This is a genomic window from Dokdonia sp. MED134, from assembly GCF_000152925.2.
Lineage (GTDB): Bacteria > Bacteroidota > Bacteroidia > Flavobacteriales > Flavobacteriaceae > Dokdonia.
Window position 1 is genome coordinate 2,399,460 of the sequence record NZ_CP009301.1, and the last position, 19,385, is coordinate 2,418,844.

Annotated in this window: 11 protein-coding genes; 3 read left to right on the top strand and 8 right to left on the bottom strand. The window is 38.1% G+C overall.

All coding sequences use genetic code 11. From position 1 onward, the window contains the following. The first annotated feature begins 34 nt into the window (after positions 1-34). The 3 genes from MED134_RS10600 (at position 35) to MED134_RS10610 (ending at position 4,171) form a co-directional block, all read left to right on the top strand. Positions 35-1,075 carry a LacI family DNA-binding transcriptional regulator gene (locus tag MED134_RS10600; protein ID WP_038598796.1) on the top strand — a complete coding sequence of 347 codons (1,041 nt, stop codon included), beginning with the start codon at positions 35-37 and terminating at the stop codon, positions 1,073-1,075. Between the two features lie 82 nt (positions 1,076-1,157). Next, entirely contained in the window at positions 1,158-1,814 is a 657-nt protein-coding gene (gene pgmB, locus MED134_RS10605) for a beta-phosphoglucomutase (protein ID WP_035326923.1), read from the top strand. A gap of 62 nt (positions 1,815-1,876) precedes the next feature. Further along, positions 1,877-4,171, top strand: coding sequence for a glycoside hydrolase family 65 protein (locus MED134_RS10610; RefSeq protein ID WP_038598799.1), 2,295 nt, complete (start codon positions 1,877-1,879; stop codon positions 4,169-4,171). 13 nt (positions 4,172-4,184) lie between these two features. Here MED134_RS10610 and MED134_RS10615 read toward each other — a convergent pair whose 3' ends face one another. The 8 genes from MED134_RS10615 to MED134_RS10650 form a co-directional block, all read right to left on the bottom strand. Next, entirely contained in the window at positions 4,185-4,790 is a 606-nt protein-coding gene (locus MED134_RS10615) for a DUF4230 domain-containing protein (protein WP_038598802.1), read from the bottom strand. A gap of 161 nt (positions 4,791-4,951) precedes the next feature. Next, on the bottom strand, positions 4,952-5,521 hold the full coding sequence (locus MED134_RS10620) for a pentapeptide repeat-containing protein (RefSeq protein ID WP_038598805.1): 570 nt from the start codon (positions 5,519-5,521) through the stop codon (positions 4,952-4,954). A 1-nt stretch (position 5,522) separates the two neighbouring features. After that, a complete protein-coding gene (locus MED134_RS10625; protein ID WP_038598808.1) occupies positions 5,523-6,413 on the bottom strand; it encodes a GyrI-like domain-containing protein in 891 nt (296 codons plus the stop codon). A 10-nt stretch (positions 6,414-6,423) separates the two neighbouring features. Then, on the bottom strand, positions 6,424-7,779 hold the full coding sequence (locus MED134_RS10630) for a vanadium-dependent haloperoxidase (RefSeq protein ID WP_038598810.1): 1,356 nt from the start codon (positions 7,777-7,779) through the stop codon (positions 6,424-6,426). Further along, positions 7,779-11,024 (bottom strand): VCBS repeat-containing protein, encoded by a 3,246-nt coding sequence (locus MED134_RS10635; protein WP_038598813.1) that lies wholly within the window; start codon positions 11,022-11,024, stop codon positions 7,779-7,781. Before MED134_RS10635 ends, MED134_RS10630 begins: the two co-directional genes overlap by 1 nt. Before the next feature lie 2 nt (positions 11,025-11,026). Continuing rightward, complete coding sequence (locus MED134_RS10640; protein ID WP_038598815.1) at positions 11,027-14,368, bottom strand: VCBS repeat-containing protein; 3,342 nt, start codon at positions 14,366-14,368, stop codon at positions 11,027-11,029. Between the two features lie 4 nt (positions 14,369-14,372). Next, positions 14,373-17,663, bottom strand: coding sequence for a VCBS repeat-containing protein (locus MED134_RS10645; protein WP_038598818.1), 3,291 nt, complete (start codon positions 17,661-17,663; stop codon positions 14,373-14,375). Positions 17,664-17,749: 86 nt separating this feature from the next. After that, positions 17,750-19,366 (bottom strand): RagB/SusD family nutrient uptake outer membrane protein, encoded by a 1,617-nt coding sequence (locus MED134_RS10650; protein WP_038598821.1) that lies wholly within the window; start codon positions 19,364-19,366, stop codon positions 17,750-17,752. Positions 19,367-19,385: the final 19 nt, after the last annotated feature.

Below are 19,385 nucleotides of genomic sequence, written 5' to 3' on the forward strand. Positions count from 1 at the left end.
TAGCTTTTAGTAAGCCTATTTTTACGATACCATTATGAAAAGAAAACTCACCTTAAAATTAATTGCCAAAGAACTTGATGTTTCTATCTCTACTGTCTCAAAAGCACTGCGTGATAGTGCAGAGATAAGTGAAGACACACGCCAGAAGATTAAAGCCTTTGCAAAGCTGTATAATTATAAGCCTAATAATATTGCGTTAAGTCTTAAAAACAGGAAGACGCGCACCATCGGGATTATTATACCGCAAATAGTACATCACTTTTTTACCACTGTAATACGTGGGGTTGAGCAAATGGCGAGGGAGCATAATTATAATGTGATTATCACCCTTTCTAATAATGATTTTGATAAAGAGGTCCTTAATATGGAGCTACTTGCAAATGGTAGTACAGATGGATTTATCCTTTCTTTATCAAAAGAAACAATGCAAAAGGACGACTTTAGACACCTCACCGAGGCTATAGACCAAGGGATGCCTGTTGTAATGTTTGACCGTATAGTAGATGAGATACCTTGTGATAAAGTGCTTATAGATGACCGTGAGGGGGCAAAGCTAGGCGTAAACCACTTGATTAAAACAGGCTGTAAAAAGATAGCCATCATCACTACAGAAGATTATATCACCGTAGGAAAGTTGCGTACTAAGGGATATATGGAAGCCCTTGAGTCTGCTGGAATTGAGGTAGATAAAGACCTCATTTTAAAACTAGATGCTATAGATGAGCTTAATGATAAGGCAAAGGCTCGTATCAAACATTTCTTAAAAGGGAAGGACATAGACGGTGTATTTACGATAAATGAAATTTTTGCCGTGACCGCTGCCAAATATATTATGGAAGCAGATAAAACCATTCCAGAAGATGTGAGTATCGTGAGCTTCTCAGATGGTGAGTTATCTCAACACTTTGTACCTAGCCTCACTACAGTAAGCCAGCACGGAGAAGAGATGGGACGTAAGGCAGCAGAGTTACTTATCAATAAACTAGAGCGACCAGAAGAAGAGGTAGAGCAATATACCACCGCATATATAGATACAAGTCTCATAGAGCGTGAGAGCACAAAGAGAGTAAAATAGGGCTATTACGCTTTCGCGAAAATTAAATAAAAACACATCGAGTTATAACGAAACAACTCTGATGACCGAAAACATATTAAAATTGAAAAAGAAAGCATTCCTTTTTGACCTAGACGGAGTTATAGTAGACACTGCAAAATTTCACTATCTCGCCTGGCGTAACCTTGCCAAAGAGATGAATTTTGACTTCACAGAAGAGCAAAACGAACTTTTTAAAGGGGTAAGCCGTGTGCGATCGCTAGAGATACTACTAGACCTAGCCTCATATGATGCAACTCAAGAACAAAAAGACAGGTGGCTCATCCAGAAAAATGAAGAGTACCTTAAGTACATCAAAGGGATGGATGACAGTGAGATCTTACCAGATGTGGTGAGAGTACTCGATTTTTTAGAAGAAAAAAATCAAGGTATTGCACTAGGTAGCGCAAGTAAAAATGCGCGACCTATCTTGACTAAATTAGACCTGTTAGATAAATTTCAGGCGATTGTAGATGGTAATGATGTGACAGCAGCAAAGCCAGATCCCGAAGTATTCTTAAAAGGAGGAGAAGCTTTAAAAATAGAACGTACAGATTGTATCGTTTTTGAAGATTCTATTGCGGGTATACAAGCTGCAAACAGCGCAGGTATGATAAGCATAGGTATAGGAGAGCAAGATGTGCTACACGAGGCAAACTACGTTTTTAAAGACTTTACAGAGATGAGTAATGCTTTCCTTCTAGAACTTATAGAAGCATAAATTTAATCTAACTAGAACTATCATCAAGTATGAGATAAGCTCATACGTAAGACTACCATAATATGCATATAGATTATATCACTCCAAATGATTGGTCCATTATAGAAGATGGATGGAACCCAAATAACGTAAAATCATCAGAGAGTCTTATGGCGCTAGGTAATGGTGCAATGGGGCAACGCGCAAATTTTGAAGAAGATTATAGTGGCGCGACCTTTCAAGGAAGTTATATAGGAGGTGTGTATTACCCAGATAAAACCCGCGTAGGCTGGTGGAAAAATGGGTATCCAGAGTACTTTGCAAAAGTGCTCAATGCGCCTAGCTGGATAGGTATAAAAGTAACAGTAAACGGAGAGAGTCTGGATTTACATACCTGTAAAGAGGTAAACGATTTTCGTCGTGAGCTTGATATGAAAGCTGGTGTATTGTACAGAAGTTTTAAAGCCACCCTACAAAATGACGTTGAGATTGCAGTAAAAGCAACACGTTTTTTAAGTATGGAGATGGATGAGGTAGGTGCAATTAAGTACGAAGTGACACCTATTAATGTAGACGCTACAATAAGTTATGAGCCGTATTTAGATAGCGGTATCACTAATGAAGATTCAAACTGGGATGACAAGTTTTGGAACACGCTAGAAGTTTCAGAAAATGATGATATGGCTTTCATCACCGCACATACTATGAAGACGGAGTTTCACGTATGTACGATGATGCAAAACAAGCTTTTTATAGATGGTGATGAGATTACGCTTTCGCGAAAGCGTTCTCAAAAAACTGCAACCTACTTAGGTCACGAGTATGAGACAGATGTTGCCAAAGGAGAAACTTTTGCCATACAAAAAATAGGAGGTTATGTAAGTAGCCTTAATCACGATAAAGATGGTCTGGTTGCAGTAGCAACAGACGTACTTAATAAAGCAACAGGCTTAGGATATGATGCTTTGCTAGCTTCTCAAAAGGAAGCCTGGGCAAAAACCTGGGAGATGTCTGACATCACAATTGAGGGTGACACAAAAGCACAGCAGGGTATACGTTTTAATATCTTTCATCTTAATCAAACCTACACAGGGCAAGATAGCCGTCTCAATATAGGTCCAAAAGGTTTTACTGGCGAAAAATACGGAGGATCTACTTACTGGGATACCGAGGCTTACTGTATTCCATTTTATATGGCTACCAAAGATCAAAGTGTTGCAAGACAGTTACTCACCTATAGGTATAACCAGCTTGATAAGGCTATAGAAAATGCTCAAAAACTAGGTTTTACAAACGGAGCAGCACTATACCCTATGGTTACTATGAACGGGGAGGAATGTCACAATGAGTGGGAAATTACCTTTGAAGAGATACACCGTAACGGCTCTATGGTTTATGCTATATATAATTACGAGCGTTATACAGGAGATACGAGCTACATTCCAGAAATGGGGCTTGAGGTAATTATAGGTGTAGCGAGATTCTGGAGACAGAGGGCGACTTTTTCTAAGGCTAAGAATGCTTATGTGATTCTAGGAGTTACAGGTCCTAACGAGTACGAGAATAATGTAAATAATAACTGGTTTACAAACTATATCGCAAAGTGGTGCCTTGAGTACGCTTTTGAACAAGCAGAGCTGCTAAGAGATACTGCCAAAGAAGATTGGTCACGTATTTCTGGAAAAACGCATCTTTCTTACGACGAGATGCTTTCTTGGAGGTCTACAGCAGAGCAGATGTACTTTCCATACTCAGAAGAAAATGGTGTGTACTTACAGCAAGATGGTTTCTTAGACAAGGAATTAATCACCGTAGCAGATTTACCAAAATCAAACCGACCTATTAATCAAAAATGGTCTTGGGACCGCATACTGCGCTCTCCATACATAAAGCAAGCAGATACGTTACAAGGGTTCTACTTTTTTGAAGACCACTTTACTAAGGAGCAACTAGAAAAGCATTTTGATTTTTATGAGCCATTTACCGTACACGAGAGTTCATTATCTCCTTGTGTGCACGCTATACAAGCCGCAAAATTAGGTAGGATGGATCAAGCATATGAGTTTTACTTACGCACATCACGCTTAGATCTTGATGATTATAATAAGGAGGTAGAAGAGGGACTGCACATCACAAGTATGGCGGGTACCTGGCAGAGTGTAGTAGAAGGCTTTGGAGGGATGCGTGTAAAGAATGACACGTTATCTTTTGATACTAAAATACCTAATGCCTGGACGGGTTACAGTTTTAAAGTAAACTTTAGAGGCCAGATTTTAAAAGTAGAAGTGGCTAATAATGCAACCAACTTTACACTGGTGAGTGGAGAAGGCTTAAGTATTCTTGTAAACGGAGAAAAGAGAGAGGTATTACCAGCTTAAAGAGCTGGTAAGCCTATAATTTTATAGGTGTACTATCTGTAACTGCATTCCCATTATATTCAAGGGTCCACCCTAGTGAGTTAGTAAGAAAGTATATTTTAGAAAGTTCTGAGATAAGTCTGTTTTGTGCATTTGAGTAAAGGGTAGAGTTTTTAACCTCCTTTTCAAGCCCTTTTTGCACGCGTGATTTTATGATATTATAATCTCGAGCATTAAACTGGTTGAGGTAGTCTTGTTGCACATCATAATATTCTATATTAGGATTAATCTTTAATTCAGGTTCTGGGATATAGGTAATGCGTACCGTCTTTGTGAGTTCATCAATCTCTGTAGCAACCTTAGAAAGATCGTAAGCGATAGTTGCTTCGGCATTTACGACTACTAGTGCCTTTTTTGTAGCAGAAAGCACATCTACATAGAATTTTTTTGAATCTTCATAGGTAAAGACTTGGGCATAGTTACCTTCTGTAACGATGAGTTTCCCTACGTTTTTTATTTGTTTCTCAATGAGCGCGGTATTTGCTCTAAGTTGCTCACTTTCATCTTTTGTGTGTTCACAATAACGCACACCAAAAACAATCACAAGTGCAAGAGCTGCCCCAAAAAGTATTTTACGCATAATAGTTTATTATATAACCAAGGTACACAAAATAAAAAGCCGCACATAAGTGCGGCTTTAATGAGTTTCTAAATCCCCCAATTTCGATTCTCATTCTAATGATGTAAATGTAATTGCTTCTTTAAGTTTTAGGTAGGGGTAAATGCCCCTTTATAGTAATGTTACTTAATTATTATTCCAGAATAGCGTAAAAGTCCAGCAAGATTGTCATTTGAAAAAAGTGCTCCTTTAAGTATCGTTTGCGTAGGGTTTATTGTGTAGTCTATAGCTGTCCTAAAGTCTGCTCTAAGTAATTTTGAGTTTTCAAAATTGGTTTTGGTTAATATACATTTGTCAAACCTAGCCTCGCTCAGATCTGCCTCAGTAAAATCTACTTCGGTCATAGGGCAGTCTATAAAGGTAGTTTTTTTGAGAGGTAATGCGGTGAAGTTTGAGAGGTTTAGAACGCTTTCGCGAAAGCGTAATCCCAACATAAAGATATTACAAACACTAAAATCTGCTCCTAGCAGTTTACAGCCGTCAAATAAAACTTGATTGAGACTAGTGCCACCAAACTTTACATTAGTGAGGTTGCAATTTATAAATGTGCACTCTAAAAAAGTCCTGTTTGAGAGATGGAGGCTTTCAAAATTACACTCCCTAAATGTGCAATTATCATACTCGCCTTTGTCTAAAGGTTGCTGAGTGTAATCTATACCTGTAAACTCTTGATCACTGTAATATGAGCTCATATTATTCTACAATGGGTAAGTAAACTTCTGTCTTCCACCTGCTCTCGTCACCAGCCATATTTGGATTGTTATAAAAGACCTCAGTAGGTTTTAGATCTACTTTAATATTATTGCTCTTTGCATAGTTAAGAAGCGCATACCAAGCACGATCTGATGTAATATAGTTACCATTATAAATAGCTTTAAGTGCTCTTTGTGCAGGTCTTGACCCATATTTAATGTCTTTTACTACTGGTAAAGAATCCCTTTTTATCATAGGGAATGCAAAGTGATATTTTATACTATCGGTTGCTCTGTTCCAGTCTGTGATTTGTACAAAGGGGCGTCCATCTAGCTCAATATCATACGTAGCCATTGTGCCTTGCAGATGCCCTATATCGCGCATCATTCCGTCTGCTTTGAGAATTTGTAGCCCTTCAAGCTCTGTATAGGCATAAAACTTGGCTGGGAGTTCTTCTTCACCTACTATAGTTACTGTAATTCTATCTAGATGATCTTGTAATAACTCGTTAAATTCTAGTACAGTTCTAGTAGCGCTTTTTTTAAAGTCTGTGTCCTTAAAAAGCCCATTTATACGATTGTTTATAGAGTGTGTGGGATCTATTACGTGTACCGTAACCTCCGTAAGTGAATCGTGCACTTTGTTAAGTTGCCACTCATATATGTGAGTAGAGTCTTGTACTGTAAATTCTTGAATGATTTGTGTGTGTTCATCACCCAGTTGTACCTCTGTGACTGGCGCGCCTTCTTTCCAGTTTTTTATAGATTGCTCTATAGTACCTAGAGTAGTTTTTGCCTTAATCTTTGCAGTAAAGTCTCCTGGTTTAAGATATAGGTACCATACGCCTGTTGCTATGATACTTACTATTATGAGTGCGATAATCTTTTTCATAATAGATGATTTAGTTTGAAGTAACGCCTGTTTCTGTTTTCATATCAAGTTGAGATACGACATATTGCCCAAGGTCTTTTCCTTGGTTAAGACCTATCTCTACAGCCGCACGATAGTGTATGCCACCATACATACGACTTATAGCAGCTTCTTGCGCTGCTGCTCTAAAGGATTTAAAATTACGTATAGGTAAACCGTAAGCAATCTCTGTGTCATCATTAAAAGAGAAGTTGTCTCCAAAAATACTAGTGAGGCTCTCTGCCGCAGCACCAGACACTACTGAGTGGCCACTTACGTACTCTGGAAAAGGAGGTGTTTGTAAAATAGGTTTCCAAGAGTCATCTATATGATCATTTATAAGCGTCTCTGGACGTATTAAATTAGAGCGGTATTTCTCATCCCAACAAGATATAAAAGCGTCATACATTGCTATGGTTGTTTTTGTATAGGCGTGCAAAGTATGTACTACATCTAGGCCAGCCTTTTTTGAGGCAATTTTTGTAATACCCACCCAGTGACCGCCAGGGGTTATCTTTTTTGTAGCAAACATTAAGTGACCTCGTGTAACAGATACATATGGATTACAATCCCAAAACTGTGCTATGGCAATTTCCTCAGAGGTATCTCCGTCTTTTGTTATTTGCTGGCTTATGTCATAAACCTCCTTAAGCTCTTTATAAAAATCTGAATCTTCTTCTAGTGAAAATGCTGGTGGTGGTACAGGTTTAAATTGGTCTGCCGTATTAATTACAAATGGTCTTATTTTATTCCAGTGTGGTTCAATTCCATCCATATAAGCGGGTGGTGTAGGTTGCCATCTAGAAGGCTCGTCAGAACGCACAGAGAACTTAGGCATTGTGCGAGTTTGTTTGTAATTATCACCATCCATCCACGCTGCAATATGATTAGACACTTGTAGACCATAATCTCTTGACTGTACAAACTCCTCTTCATTAAGCTCTTGCCATCCTGCATAAAGGCTATCTCTATATACCTCTATATCTTGCTCAGAAAATATAAGGCGTTTACTCATATCCATATGTGCTACTAGCGCTGCAAGCTCATAATTAATAGATGCATCTTTTGCTGGCGCTGGGATGGCTGTAAAGTTTGTAAGCTGGCCAGAAAGTGATGTAAATGATGGGTTATTTACAGCTAGTATCTCGTAGGCAGCAATATTAGGATATGCATAAATTCTACTAGCTACTGGAGGCGAGAAGATATCGTGTATAATTACTTCTGTAACTTTATCTATCGCATTATGAAAGTGATCTGGAGTAATCACAATAGGCTCACTCTTTTTTGAACAAGAGCTTAAAGTAATTAAAGCAGTAAGTAGGACTATGAGTGTGTACTGTGTTTTCATTATTGTGTAGTTTCTATTGTATATACCTGTGCTGGTTCATTATTAAAAGTAACGAGCAAGTAATTTGTGTTATTATGTGTTATGATAGATAGCTTACGAACAGATTTTTGAGCAAAATCTAATCCGATGGTATACCCATCTATTATTTGTTGTTCTGACTTTATAAGAGCACCAGAAAAAGAATCTAACCTACCGTGATACGGTTTTGTGCCAAAATAATTTCCCCCTACAAGGGCTTCTTTTTCTCCATCATTAGTAAAGTCAAACACTACAAAATCTAGTAGAGGAGCAACTTGTAATGATGATGGGAAAGGTACAAAAGTAAAGGAACCTTTTTCATTTTTTAAGTACCCAGACTTTAGAGTGGTAACATTTAATTCTTGAGTCTTAGATAAACTCTCGGCACCTATAATCTCTGAGATAGTTTTACCGGCAAAATCATTATTCGTCCTATATTTCTTTTTAAGAGATACAAGTTGTGTCGCTAGTTCAGGAAGATTTTGAATAGGGTAGTAGTTACCATTTCTAGAAGTAGCAACCAGCGTTTCGGTCTGACCGTTGTTATCAAAGTCTGCGTGATACATTTTGAGCGGCTCACCTTCTGTAGCTGTAAACTTGCTGTTAGTTCCCCAGTTGCCTAGCAAGTAATCCAGATCACCATCATCATCTATATCAAAAGGCGCTATGGTTTGCCATAAGCCAGTAAGCATCTCTGTTGTTAACTTCTCTTTAAACAGCACGCCATCATTATTTATGTAAAATTGAGGCGCCATCCATTCACCTATTACAATGAGATCTTTCTGGTTATCATCGTTAAGATCTGTCCACACGGCATCTGTAACCATACCTATATTACCTAGGTTGTTATTTTTATCTACAGTGTATTTGCCATTAATGTTTTTGAGGAGCACACTTTCTGGTGCTGTACCAAAATCGCCAGTAATTACTTGATGACCTATAAACAAGTCCATATCACCGTCATTGTCATAATCGTTTGGAGCAATAACAGAAGTGTTGCCTAGTAAGTTGAGAGGTTGCTTTGAGAGGCTATCATCTAGTTTTAAGATATAATCATCAAGAGCACTATTAGTTTGTGCAAAATCTGCGCCAGCGGTGCCTACTATAATCTCACCATCTTGAATGATTGCTGTTTTATCTTCGGATTTACTATGTTTTTTTAAGGGTTCTATATACGCTTTCGCGAAAGCGGAATCTCCACCCAAGTATATTTGAGACGTAGTAAATTTTGAACTACCAAAATAAATATCATCCACCCCATCATTATTTATATCACCCACTGCGGTAGCTGGACCCCGATCTGAAAGTTGATAAGGAATTAATTTTTGACGGTTAAAGTCTATATAAGCATCTTCCTTGTGTGTGTAATCTATGCCTAGATTTCCTGGTGTTTTTGAGAAGAGTTTTTCATTTTTTGGCAATAAACTATGGTGATCAAAAGGTGTTGAAGCCCGTGGCGACAGCTTTACCAATGAATTAGTAGCTATGTTGCGCTCAGTTTGGTAAGTGTTATCTGGCCATATAACCTTGAGAGAATCAATAGTCGTGTTTTTAGGAAAGCCAAAATGCACTACAGGCTGTGACGATGCTTGGAACCCTCTGGCGGTATAAAGCTCTTTGTACTGGGTCTTACCTCCTGCATATGCAAATATTTTAGTACCTATCCCAAAAGGATTCTTAGCTGTGTACTCAAGTTTGAGTTGGACAGATGCAGCTGTAGTATCTGTCTGGTTGATGTAGAGCGTTGCTTCTTTGTTTATGTTATTAACTACAATGTCTAGGTCTCCATCGTTATCTAAATCTGCAAGGGCAGATGCGCCAGAAACAGATGGTTGAGATGCTAGCCACGTCTGTGATTTATCTGTAAAGTTCAAATCTCCATCACCCTTAAATAACCTGTTAGGTGTTGCCCCGCTGGGCATAAGGTCTAGAGCTTCATTATCCAGTAGTCGGGACTCGTTAATGCGATTTTGAATTTTATCACTAGAGATAAAGTTTATAAAATCTAGATTGTTAGGTCGCTTAGGAATACCGTTTGCAATAAATAAATCTTGTACACCATCGTGATCAAAATCTGCAAAAAGAGCGCTCCAGCTCCAGTCTGTAGCAGCAATTCCAGAAGATAGTGCTTGCTCTTTAAATTGATATCCCGGTTGATTCATAAAGAGCATATTACGGGTAAACTGGTAGTGATACCCAAAGCGCTCTGTGCGTAACTTTTGCGTTTGGATATTATCATCACCTTCAGACGCTTTAAGAGCAACTTCATCATCTGGAAGCATATCTAATGAGATGATATCTGGGAAGCCATCACCGTTAAGATCTGAGTTGTCATTACCCATTGAGAATCTCGAGGTATGTGGGAAGTGTTCTTTTAAGCTTTCGCGAAAGCGTACACCTCCTTCATTAATGTAGTAGTAATCATCTTCGTGAAAATCATTACCCACATAGATATCTGGCCATCCATCTTGATTAAAATCTGCCACCGAAATGCCGAGGCCGTAGCCATTTATGCCGCCATAAATACCCATCTGCTCGCTTACATCTGTAAAGTGGTTACCATCGTTTCTGAGAAGTTTGTCGCCTGTCTTTTCTGTGCGCTTGTTGCGCAGGGATGCTTTGCCAAAAGAGGACTCTGTGTGTATGGCGTGGTTGAGTAAATAAATATCTAGGTCTCCATCAAGATCATAATCTAGCACTGCGGCTGTAGTCCCGTAATCTTTAAAATCAAGCCCATAGGTTTTTGCCTGTTCTGTAAAAGTACCATCACCATTATTTATGAATAACTCATCGTGACCAGTGAAATCATTTATACCCACCACAGCACGCACATAGATGTCTAGGTATCCATCTGCATTTGCATCAAACATAATAGCACCGGTACTCCAAGAGTTATTTCCTCTAGTTTTGGAGCTAGTTGTGATGTCTGTAAACTTGAGATTACCCTCGTTGAGGTAGAGTTTGTTTTGTACTTGGTTGCCAGATAGGTAAATGTCTTGTAGGCCGTCATTATTAATGTCACCCACAGCTACGCCACCACCATTATAAAAGTAGAGGTAATCTAGTATGTTAAGGGAATCGCTCTCTGCAAGTGTATTTGCAAAGGTGACTCCAGTACTGTGTCCAGATGGAGTTTTGAAAAGCGGCAAGCTCTCATCTACAGTCTCGTGTGTACACGAGACAATGATAAGTGCGATCCATAAAAGTACTAGTGCACCTCTTCTCATAGTTAATTGTTAAGCGCAAAAACTCGTGGTTTACTGTCATTAAGCGCGGCTATAAAGTATGTGTTACCAGCTGCATCTGTAAAAGTCTGTAAGTGTTTCATCTCTTCGCGCACATAAAACCCACTTTTGGTATAGGGTTGCCACTCAAAGTTTGCAGAGCCATCACCTAGTAATACACTGCCAAAACTTGCATCTAGTTGAGAGTACTGTGGTTTGTACTCAAAGTTATTACCACCCATAACAAGATCAAGCAGTCCATCATTGTTTACATCGGTACAGCTTATGCCGCACACACAAGATAATTGTACGCCAGCAGGTAGTGCTTTTAAGGTAAAGTTTCCTTTTCCATCATTTATGGCAATAGCAGACTCAGAGGTGTTAACTTTCTTTACTTTAGAGTTTGCCAGTACCTCTGCAGAGAATAACTCATCTATAGATCTTTTTGCATAATCTGAGGCTTTTATGTTCTGTTTTTTTAGTGATACGATTTGTCCCATTATTTCTTTTTTCTGGTGTAGGGGGTAATCTTTACCATTTTGAGTTATGGTAGTAATTTGTTCTATCGTACTATTTGCATCAAAATCATTTATAAATAACTTCATAGGTGCATCTTGAGTAGGTTTGTAATGAATATTTGTTCCTTCATTACCTAGTATTAAATCTAGATCACCATCATTATCTATATCTGCACTTTCAATACTCTGCCACCAGCCGTAAGCATTATCAAGACTCGAGTTGTGTCTCACAAGTTTTCCATTTTCTAGTTTATATGCTTTTACGGTATCCCACTCTGCAGTGAGTACTAGTTCTTTTATAGTGTCACCATCTATATCTGTCCATACAGCATCTGTAACCATACCAGCATCATTAAGGACAGCTCCTTGTTGAGATGTTACATTTGTAAAGCTACCTTTACCATTGTTTTGTAATAACAAATGCTTTGGGTTAATACCGTAGGTGCTTGTTGTATTTCTAGAACCTATAAATAAATCTACATCACCATCTTGGTCATAATCATAAGGAGCAATAACAGAGGCACCTTGATTTACAGCTGGTAGTAATTGAGCCGGATTAAATGAGCCGTCACCTTTATTTACGTATAAACGTGGCCTGTAAAATGGAGCGCCATCTATCTGGTTTCCTCCAGTAGCTACGATGAGGTCTAAGGCGCCATCACCAGTTACATCTACAAAAGAAGCCGCAGTATCTTCAAAAATTGCAGACTTATCAAAATTTATAGAAGAAGGTACAAGCTTCCCATCTCCCTTATGTAAGTACAAGGTAGGAGCTTGATCTTTTGCTCCACCTATAAAGATATCTTCATTGCCATCTCCATCTACATCACCTACTGCGAGGGCAGGACCTTCTTGTGAGAGTTTCTTTGCAATAAGCCCCTCGTAGTCAAAATCATTGTACTCATTTTCTTGATGTGAAGTAAGGAGTGTATTATCTAATTCTCTAAGTATGGTGTTAGACTCTTTGATGGGGTATTTATATACTTCAGAGGCCTCACTAATTTTAGCCGTAAGTGTTTGGTTCGCATTAATGTTTTTGAGTAGTTGTGTCTTGTCATTAGGCCATATAATACGCAATGAGTCTATAGTTTTTGAAGCTCCTAGACCTATGGTCATACCATACTCCATAGAAGATTGAAAACCTCTAGATGGAACAAGTTCTTGTAAAATAGATTGATTGTCGTGATATAGACGTACAGTAGTACCCACTGCAAATCTATTTTTATCACTACCCTCAAAGTTTATTTTTATGTAATTATGAGATTCATCTACTACAGAGTTGTTTCTGTAAACAAATGCATCCATATTTACATTATTAACCACAATATCTAGATCACCATCATTATCTAGGTCGCCATAAGCAGCACCATTAGACATACTCTCTAGGCCTAGGCCCCAGTCTTGAGCCTTGTTTGTAAATGTTAAGTCCTTCTGGTTTTGATAGGCATAATTAGGTAGTGGTTTTACAGGCATTTTATTAATGATAGAATCTACTGGATGGGTTTTACCATTGACCTTACTACGTATAAGTTCATTTGCAAAGAAGTCTACAAAGTCTAGATCTGTGAGGTCGTGGTTAATACCGTTAGTAATATAAATATCTCTATAACCATCATTATCCATATCAAAAACAAGACCCGACCAACTCCAGTCTGTGGCCTCAACACCACTAAAGTATGCTGTTTCAGAAAATGAACCATTGCCGTTATTTATTTGCAGCGTATTCTGAATAAATTGCTGGTAAAAGTCATCACGCTGTTTACGTTTATACACATTATAACCGTCAAATTCCATTACAGACTTTACGCGCTCCTCTCCATCGGGAAGCATATCTGTGATAAAAATATCTTGAAGCCCATCGTTATTTATGTCTGAGATATCAATACCCATCGCAGAGAGTGACAGGTGAGAGGTCCACTCTTTAATCTCTTCTGTAAAAGTGCCGTCTTGGTTATTTATATATAAATAATCACGCTCAAAGAAGTCGTTTGATATATAAATATCTGGCCAGAGATCTTTATTTATATCTGTAACTACAACGCCTAGCCCAAAACCTATAAGAGAGCCATATATGCCAGACTCTTCACTTACATCTGTAAATACTCCACCGTCGTTGCGCATAAGTAAATCACCTACACCTCTAGTATCGCTATCTACATTTGCCCAATCTTGTGCACGTTTGTCCCGTTGTCCTTTGTTACCTAGACTACTTACAGGGACATTACTATTGTTAAGGATATATGCATCTAGATCACCATCTTTATCATAATCAAAGAAGGTCGCGTGTGTTGTAAAGCCAGAGGTGGCGAGATTATACTCTTTTGCGCGCTCAGTAAAAGTGAGGTCACCATTGTTAATGTACAAGTCATTATCGTGACTGTTTTCCTTAAGGTTGCCAGCATTACTTACATAAATATCTAGAAGTCCATCTGCATTAACATCTGCCATTGTCACCCCAGTAGACCAAGGTTTGTTACCCTCAATACCAGCGCTTTTAGAAATATCTTCAAATTTAAAATCACCTTTATTGAGATACAATTTATTCTTCCCCATATTTGCCGTTAGGTAAATATCTGCAAGCCCATCATTATTTATATCACCTATAGCAACACCGCCACCATTATAAAAATTACGGTATTTAAAAATGTTGAAATCTGCTTGATTTTTTATGCTATTTATAAAAGAAATACCTGTGCTGTCTGGCGACATTTGTGTAAAAAGTGTCTCCTTAGTGTCAATATCCAGACTTGCACTTTCTTTATTACAAGAGCATAGAAAAATGGTAAAAGTTACTAAGACAAAAAGCCTGTATGTTTTTAAAATGTCCATAAGTTTATTCTTCTTTTCTAAGAAACAATGGAGTGTCATTATTTCTACCAACGATGATGTATTTTTCTCCAGATATCGTAGTTGTGTCAATGCTTCTGGAAGCACCTAAAATATTGATTTTTGTCTTTTCTGCCACGTTAAAAAAGCCTTTTTTATCATTGAAAAGGACAATACCTTTTGAGCCGTCTAACCTGCCTAATTGTGTACTTATCTGGTAATCATTACCTACTAGAATGAGGTCGTTATAACCATCATTATTTATGTCATCTACAAGTATGTCGTGTACAGATGAGACTTGTGCGGGTAATGGTAATTGTCTTTTGGTAAAGGTGCCATCTCCTTTGTTTTCAAAATAAACAGAGGCAAGTTCCGTGACTTTTTTTACTGTTGCGGTTGTAAGCTTGTTGCTAGGTAGTAAATCTTTAAATTCCGCTTTCGCGAAAGCGTTATAAGAAAGATACTTTTTATTGAGTTGTGGTAGCTGTTTTACAAGTTCGTCTTTTGTGGCGATAGTCGTCTCTGCTCCTTTGTAGAAATAGGTTACTATAGGGTCAAGTTTACCATTATCATCAAAATCTTGGATATATAACTGTACTGGCGCTCCCTCCGAAGCCTTGAGGCGGGTGTTGAGTCCCCAGTTACCAGCTATTATATCAAGGTCTCCATCATTGTCAAGGTCTACTACTTTTAATGAATTAAACCACCCTGTAGCGTTTTCTAAGCCATTGTTTTGTTGTTTTGAAAGCTCTTTACCGTCATTGAGTAAAATTGTGGGAGCCATCCAGTGACCTGCAACTACTGCGTCTGGATAACCATTATTATCTATATCTTGCCACTGTATGTCACGCACATTACCAATGTTTGCGAAGTCTGAGCTATAACTCTGTGTGATATTACTAAAGTTACCTGCACTATTATTACTAAAAAGATATTGTTGAGGTGTTGTCCCAAACTTTTGAGGGATAACGTCACTTGTTATAGAAAGATCTAGGTCACCATCTTGATCTAGATCTACTGCGCGAACAGTAGATGCATTTACAAAGATGTTGTCGAAAGCATTTTCAACTTGTTTAAGCCCTTCTTGAGTATTGAGATACAACCTAGGTTGTAGCGCACTACCGGTTTGTATTTCATTACCACCACTCACAATGATAAGATCGTTGAGCTCGTCACCATTTGCATCAAAAATGATAGCGTCTATATCTTCGGCAATTGCGTGTGTGCGATCATTAGGAAGTTCTTTTTGAGTAAAATTTCCTAAAGTGGTTTGTAGTTGTAACGAAGTTATTTGAGATTTTGCACCTAGGGTTATAAAATCTTCTAGGCCGTCATTATTTATATCACCTATACGTATGGCTTTGCTAAGATTAGTAGAACTATATGGCACTAAAGGATTGCGACTAAACTCTACGGTAGCATTTTCATTATGACGAAAAGGAATTAGGGTGTCATTTATAAAACGTGTTATAGGTGTTATTTGTATACTATCATATAAATCGCCAGAGGCATTTTTATAATCTAGAGTTATCTTTTGGTTAGAAATAATAGTGTTTAGCTTTTGTGTTTTTCCGCCTGGCCATATCACTCTTAAAGAGTCTATGGTATTCACAGTATCTAGACCTATAAATAGTTCTGGAGCAACAGATGACAGAAAGCCACGCGTAGTATAATTTTCAAAATACTGTTTACCTTGCGTAGTGTATACCTCCACCTTTGTACCGATACCAAATTTATTGTGATGCGGACCATTAAAGGCCACTTTAAGATAGTTTCTTGTGGTGTCTATTTGTTGTGTCTTATTCTCCAGTATGTAAGCAGCTTCATTTACATTATTTACAATGAGGTCTAAATCTCCATCATTATCTAGATCTGCATATGAGCTTCCATTACTATATGATGTTTTAGGAGCTATCCAGTCTGATGAGGTGTTTGTAAAAGTTGCGTTTCTATTATTTTTAAAGAAGTAATTTTCTGTTTTTTTGCTAGGCATTTCTTCTATAAAAGGAAGTTCACCATCAGTCATATTTTTACCTAGACGTTTCTGAATATTATCATTAGAGATAAAATTGATAAAGTCCATATCGTTAGTAGCTCCTACTATGCCGTTTGTAATATAAAGGTCTTTATGACCATCATTGTTAAAGTCTGCAAAGAGGGGAGACCAGCTCCATTCTGTACTCGCTACGTTGCTCAAAAATGCCGTTTCGGTAAAGGTAGCAGCGCCGCTATTTATGTGTAGCGTGTTCTGCATAAATTGCGGTTTGTAGCCTTGCTTTAGATTATTTGAAAATATAGGGTAGTTATATTCGGCACCAGATGTTTTTAAAGTATATGGATCTTCTGGTAACATATCTACAGATATGATATCAGAAAGGCCATCATTATTTATATCTGCTATATCATTTCCCATAGAGAAGTGCGAAGTGTGACCTAAAACTCCTGCACTGCTATGTATTTCTTTAAAGGTGCCGTTTTTTTGATTTAGGTACAAATAGTCATCTTCAAAAAAGTCGTTCCCAATATATATGTCTGGATAACCGTCGTTATTAATATCGCTAATACTAATTCCTAGGCCGTAGCCTATTTTTGATGCATATATATTCGCTTTCGCGGAAGCGTTATAGAAAACACCGTTTCTATTTTCTAGCAGTCTATCGCCATTTATAGTATCCCTAGTTTCTCGCTGGCTCCCTCTGCCAAAGTAAGCATTGGGGTAGAGTGAGTGCGATAGTAGGTAAGCGTCAAGATCTCCATCAAGGTCATAGTCAAAAAAGGCAGTCTGAGTGTTGAGGCCTTTAACGTCTAATTGATACTTGGACGCTTCTTCTTTAAAAGTAGGTACACCATCTGTAAGGCCTTGATTAATGTAAAGTAAATTTGACCCTTTGAGATGTAAGTGTCCTGAGACTTTAGACACGTATATGTCTAGATATCCATCATTATTTATATCTACTGTAGTAACGCCAGTGGTCCAGCCGTCTCTGTTGTTTATACCAGAGGAGGCGGTTATATTTTTAAATTTTAAGTTCCCTAGATTTAAATATAGATGATCTTGTTGAAGATTTGAAGTGAAGTAAATGTCTATTAGGCCATCGTTATTAAAGTCGCCTGTAGCAACGCCAGCACCGTTATAGTAGTAGAGATAATTAAGTATGTTAAGCTCTGGTGATTTTGTAAGCTCATTTGTAAAAGTGATTCCAGTATCTATTTTATGTACAAAGCGGTAATTTTTCTCTGGCTGTGAGCAGGAGAAAAGAAATATACATAGTAGGAGTAAGGGTAATGAAGTTTTCACTTAGATAAATTACTTATGAGAATGTAATATATAAAAAGAGGGTTAGAAAACTCTAACCCTCTTTTAAGCTAATTATTGTACCAAGTTTAGTAGCCTGGATTTTGGGTAAGGTTAGGGTTTAAAATAAGCTGACTTGCTGGAATAGGGAATAAATTCTTATCAGTATTTCCTACAGCAGCAGGGTCTTTAAGTTGCCAGTCTGAAGTAAATTGACCAAAACGGATCAAATCATTTCGTCTCCAGAATTCTGCATAAAACTCACGACCTCTCTCATCTATAATATCTTGAGCAGTAACAGAACCTAAGGCTGTAGCTCCTCTTAATAATCTTAATTCATTTACAAGTGGTGTTGCATCACCTCCAGAACGGAAGATTGCTTCTGCCTTCATCATATGTGCATCAGAATATCTGAAGAATATCTCGTGTGGAGTAAATCCTCCATAACGAGCAGCATATTTTTGAACACGTATACCTGTAACTTCGTTGTTGTTAATAAGGCTTATGTTTCCATCTGCATCAGTAAAGTCTCTTGTAAAGAAGAGTGCGTTACCTGCACGATCTTGTAATGGAGTCCCATCATCTGCATATTGTTGTCCAATTAAGAATCCAAAACCAATACTTGTTCCATCTGCAATACCATTGTCATTACTATCTGTTCCTTCTGGGAATTCTGCAAGAGTAAGTCCTGATGTTGGTACAAAACCTCTTCTTTCCTCTTGACCGTTTCCTGGCTCATTATTATTAGGATCTCCTTCAAATAAGTCATAATAAGATGCAAGTGTTGAGAATCCATTCCATCCTCCTCCAGCAATTTCTGGTGACATATTGTAGTGAAGACCATTCCAGATACGGTTACCTACACCCGTAGGGATAAACCAGATTGTTTCGTCATCAAGTTCTTCTCTGAAAATATCAAAATATCCATCTTCAAGACCATAAGCTTCTGCCTGTATTTGGTCTACTAATGATACTACTTGGTTCATATCTGCACTATCTGCAGTTTCATTACCCAAGTATATATGCTTGTTAAGAAGCACTTTTGCAAGAAGGTATCTTGCTGCCGCTTTTGTAGCTCTAGAGTTACCTGATCCAGGTCCACCAGCTGGAAGATCTGTGATTGCAGCGTTAAGGTCAGAAACGATTTGATCTACAGCTTCTGCACCAGTTAAAACAACAGGGTTAACAGATAGGTTTTCTTCTGGATCTCTTACTGGGATCTGTCCAAAGTTATCAAGAATCACCCACATACCTAATGCTCTTAAAAAGTAAGCATCTGCTTTGTTCTGAGTAGACGAGTTAGTTAGACTTGATAGTACTTGTGCAGATTGGAAATGTAATGAGTTCCACTGTACGAATGTATTAAGAATGAACGTGTGAGTTGTTAACCAGTTGTGCTGGTGTAACTGTCTCCATATACCATTGTCTCCCCAGTCTGCTCCACGTGTAGGGATAAGTGCCGCATCTGTAGTTACTTCAGAAAGAGCAAATAAATTTGCTTGATCTCCTATATAACCATTAAGTGATCCGTACATATTGTCTATGAAAGAATCTGGATCTGTAACACCAGCAAAACTAGCGTCTGTTACAATCCCTGCTTCGTTTCCTTCAATTTCGAGGTCGGTACAGCCTACAGCGAGTGCTGCTACCGCAAAGATGCCCGCAATATTGCGTATCATCTTTGATAAATTTTTGTTGTGTTTCATAATTCTTCTTTTTTTTTAT

Excerpts from the sequence above, each read along its gene's own strand:
- MED134_RS10620 (WP_038598805.1), bottom strand. The coding sequence starts at position 5,521 with ATGAGCTCATATTACAGTGATCAAGAGTTTACAGGTATAGATTACACT.
- MED134_RS10640 (WP_038598815.1), bottom strand. The coding sequence starts at position 14,368 with ATGGACATTTTAAAAACATACAGGCTTTTTGTCTTAGTAACTTTTACC.
- MED134_RS10625 (WP_038598808.1), bottom strand. The coding sequence starts at position 6,413 with ATGAAAAAGATTATCGCACTCATAATAGTAAGTATCATAGCAACAGGC.
- MED134_RS10600 (WP_038598796.1), top strand. The coding sequence starts at position 35 with ATGAAAAGAAAACTCACCTTAAAATTAATTGCCAAAGAACTTGATGTT.
- MED134_RS10650 (WP_038598821.1), bottom strand. The coding sequence starts at position 19,366 with ATGAAACACAACAAAAATTTATCAAAGATGATACGCAATATTGCGGGC.
- MED134_RS10615 (WP_038598802.1), bottom strand. The coding sequence starts at position 4,790 with ATGCGTAAAATACTTTTTGGGGCAGCTCTTGCACTTGTGATTGTTTTT.
- MED134_RS10635 (WP_038598813.1), bottom strand. The coding sequence starts at position 11,024 with ATGAGAAGAGGTGCACTAGTACTTTTATGGATCGCACTTATCATTGTC.
- MED134_RS10630 (WP_038598810.1), bottom strand. The coding sequence starts at position 7,779 with ATGAAAACACAGTACACACTCATAGTCCTACTTACTGCTTTAATTACT.
- MED134_RS10610 (WP_038598799.1), top strand. The coding sequence starts at position 1,877 with ATGCATATAGATTATATCACTCCAAATGATTGGTCCATTATAGAAGAT.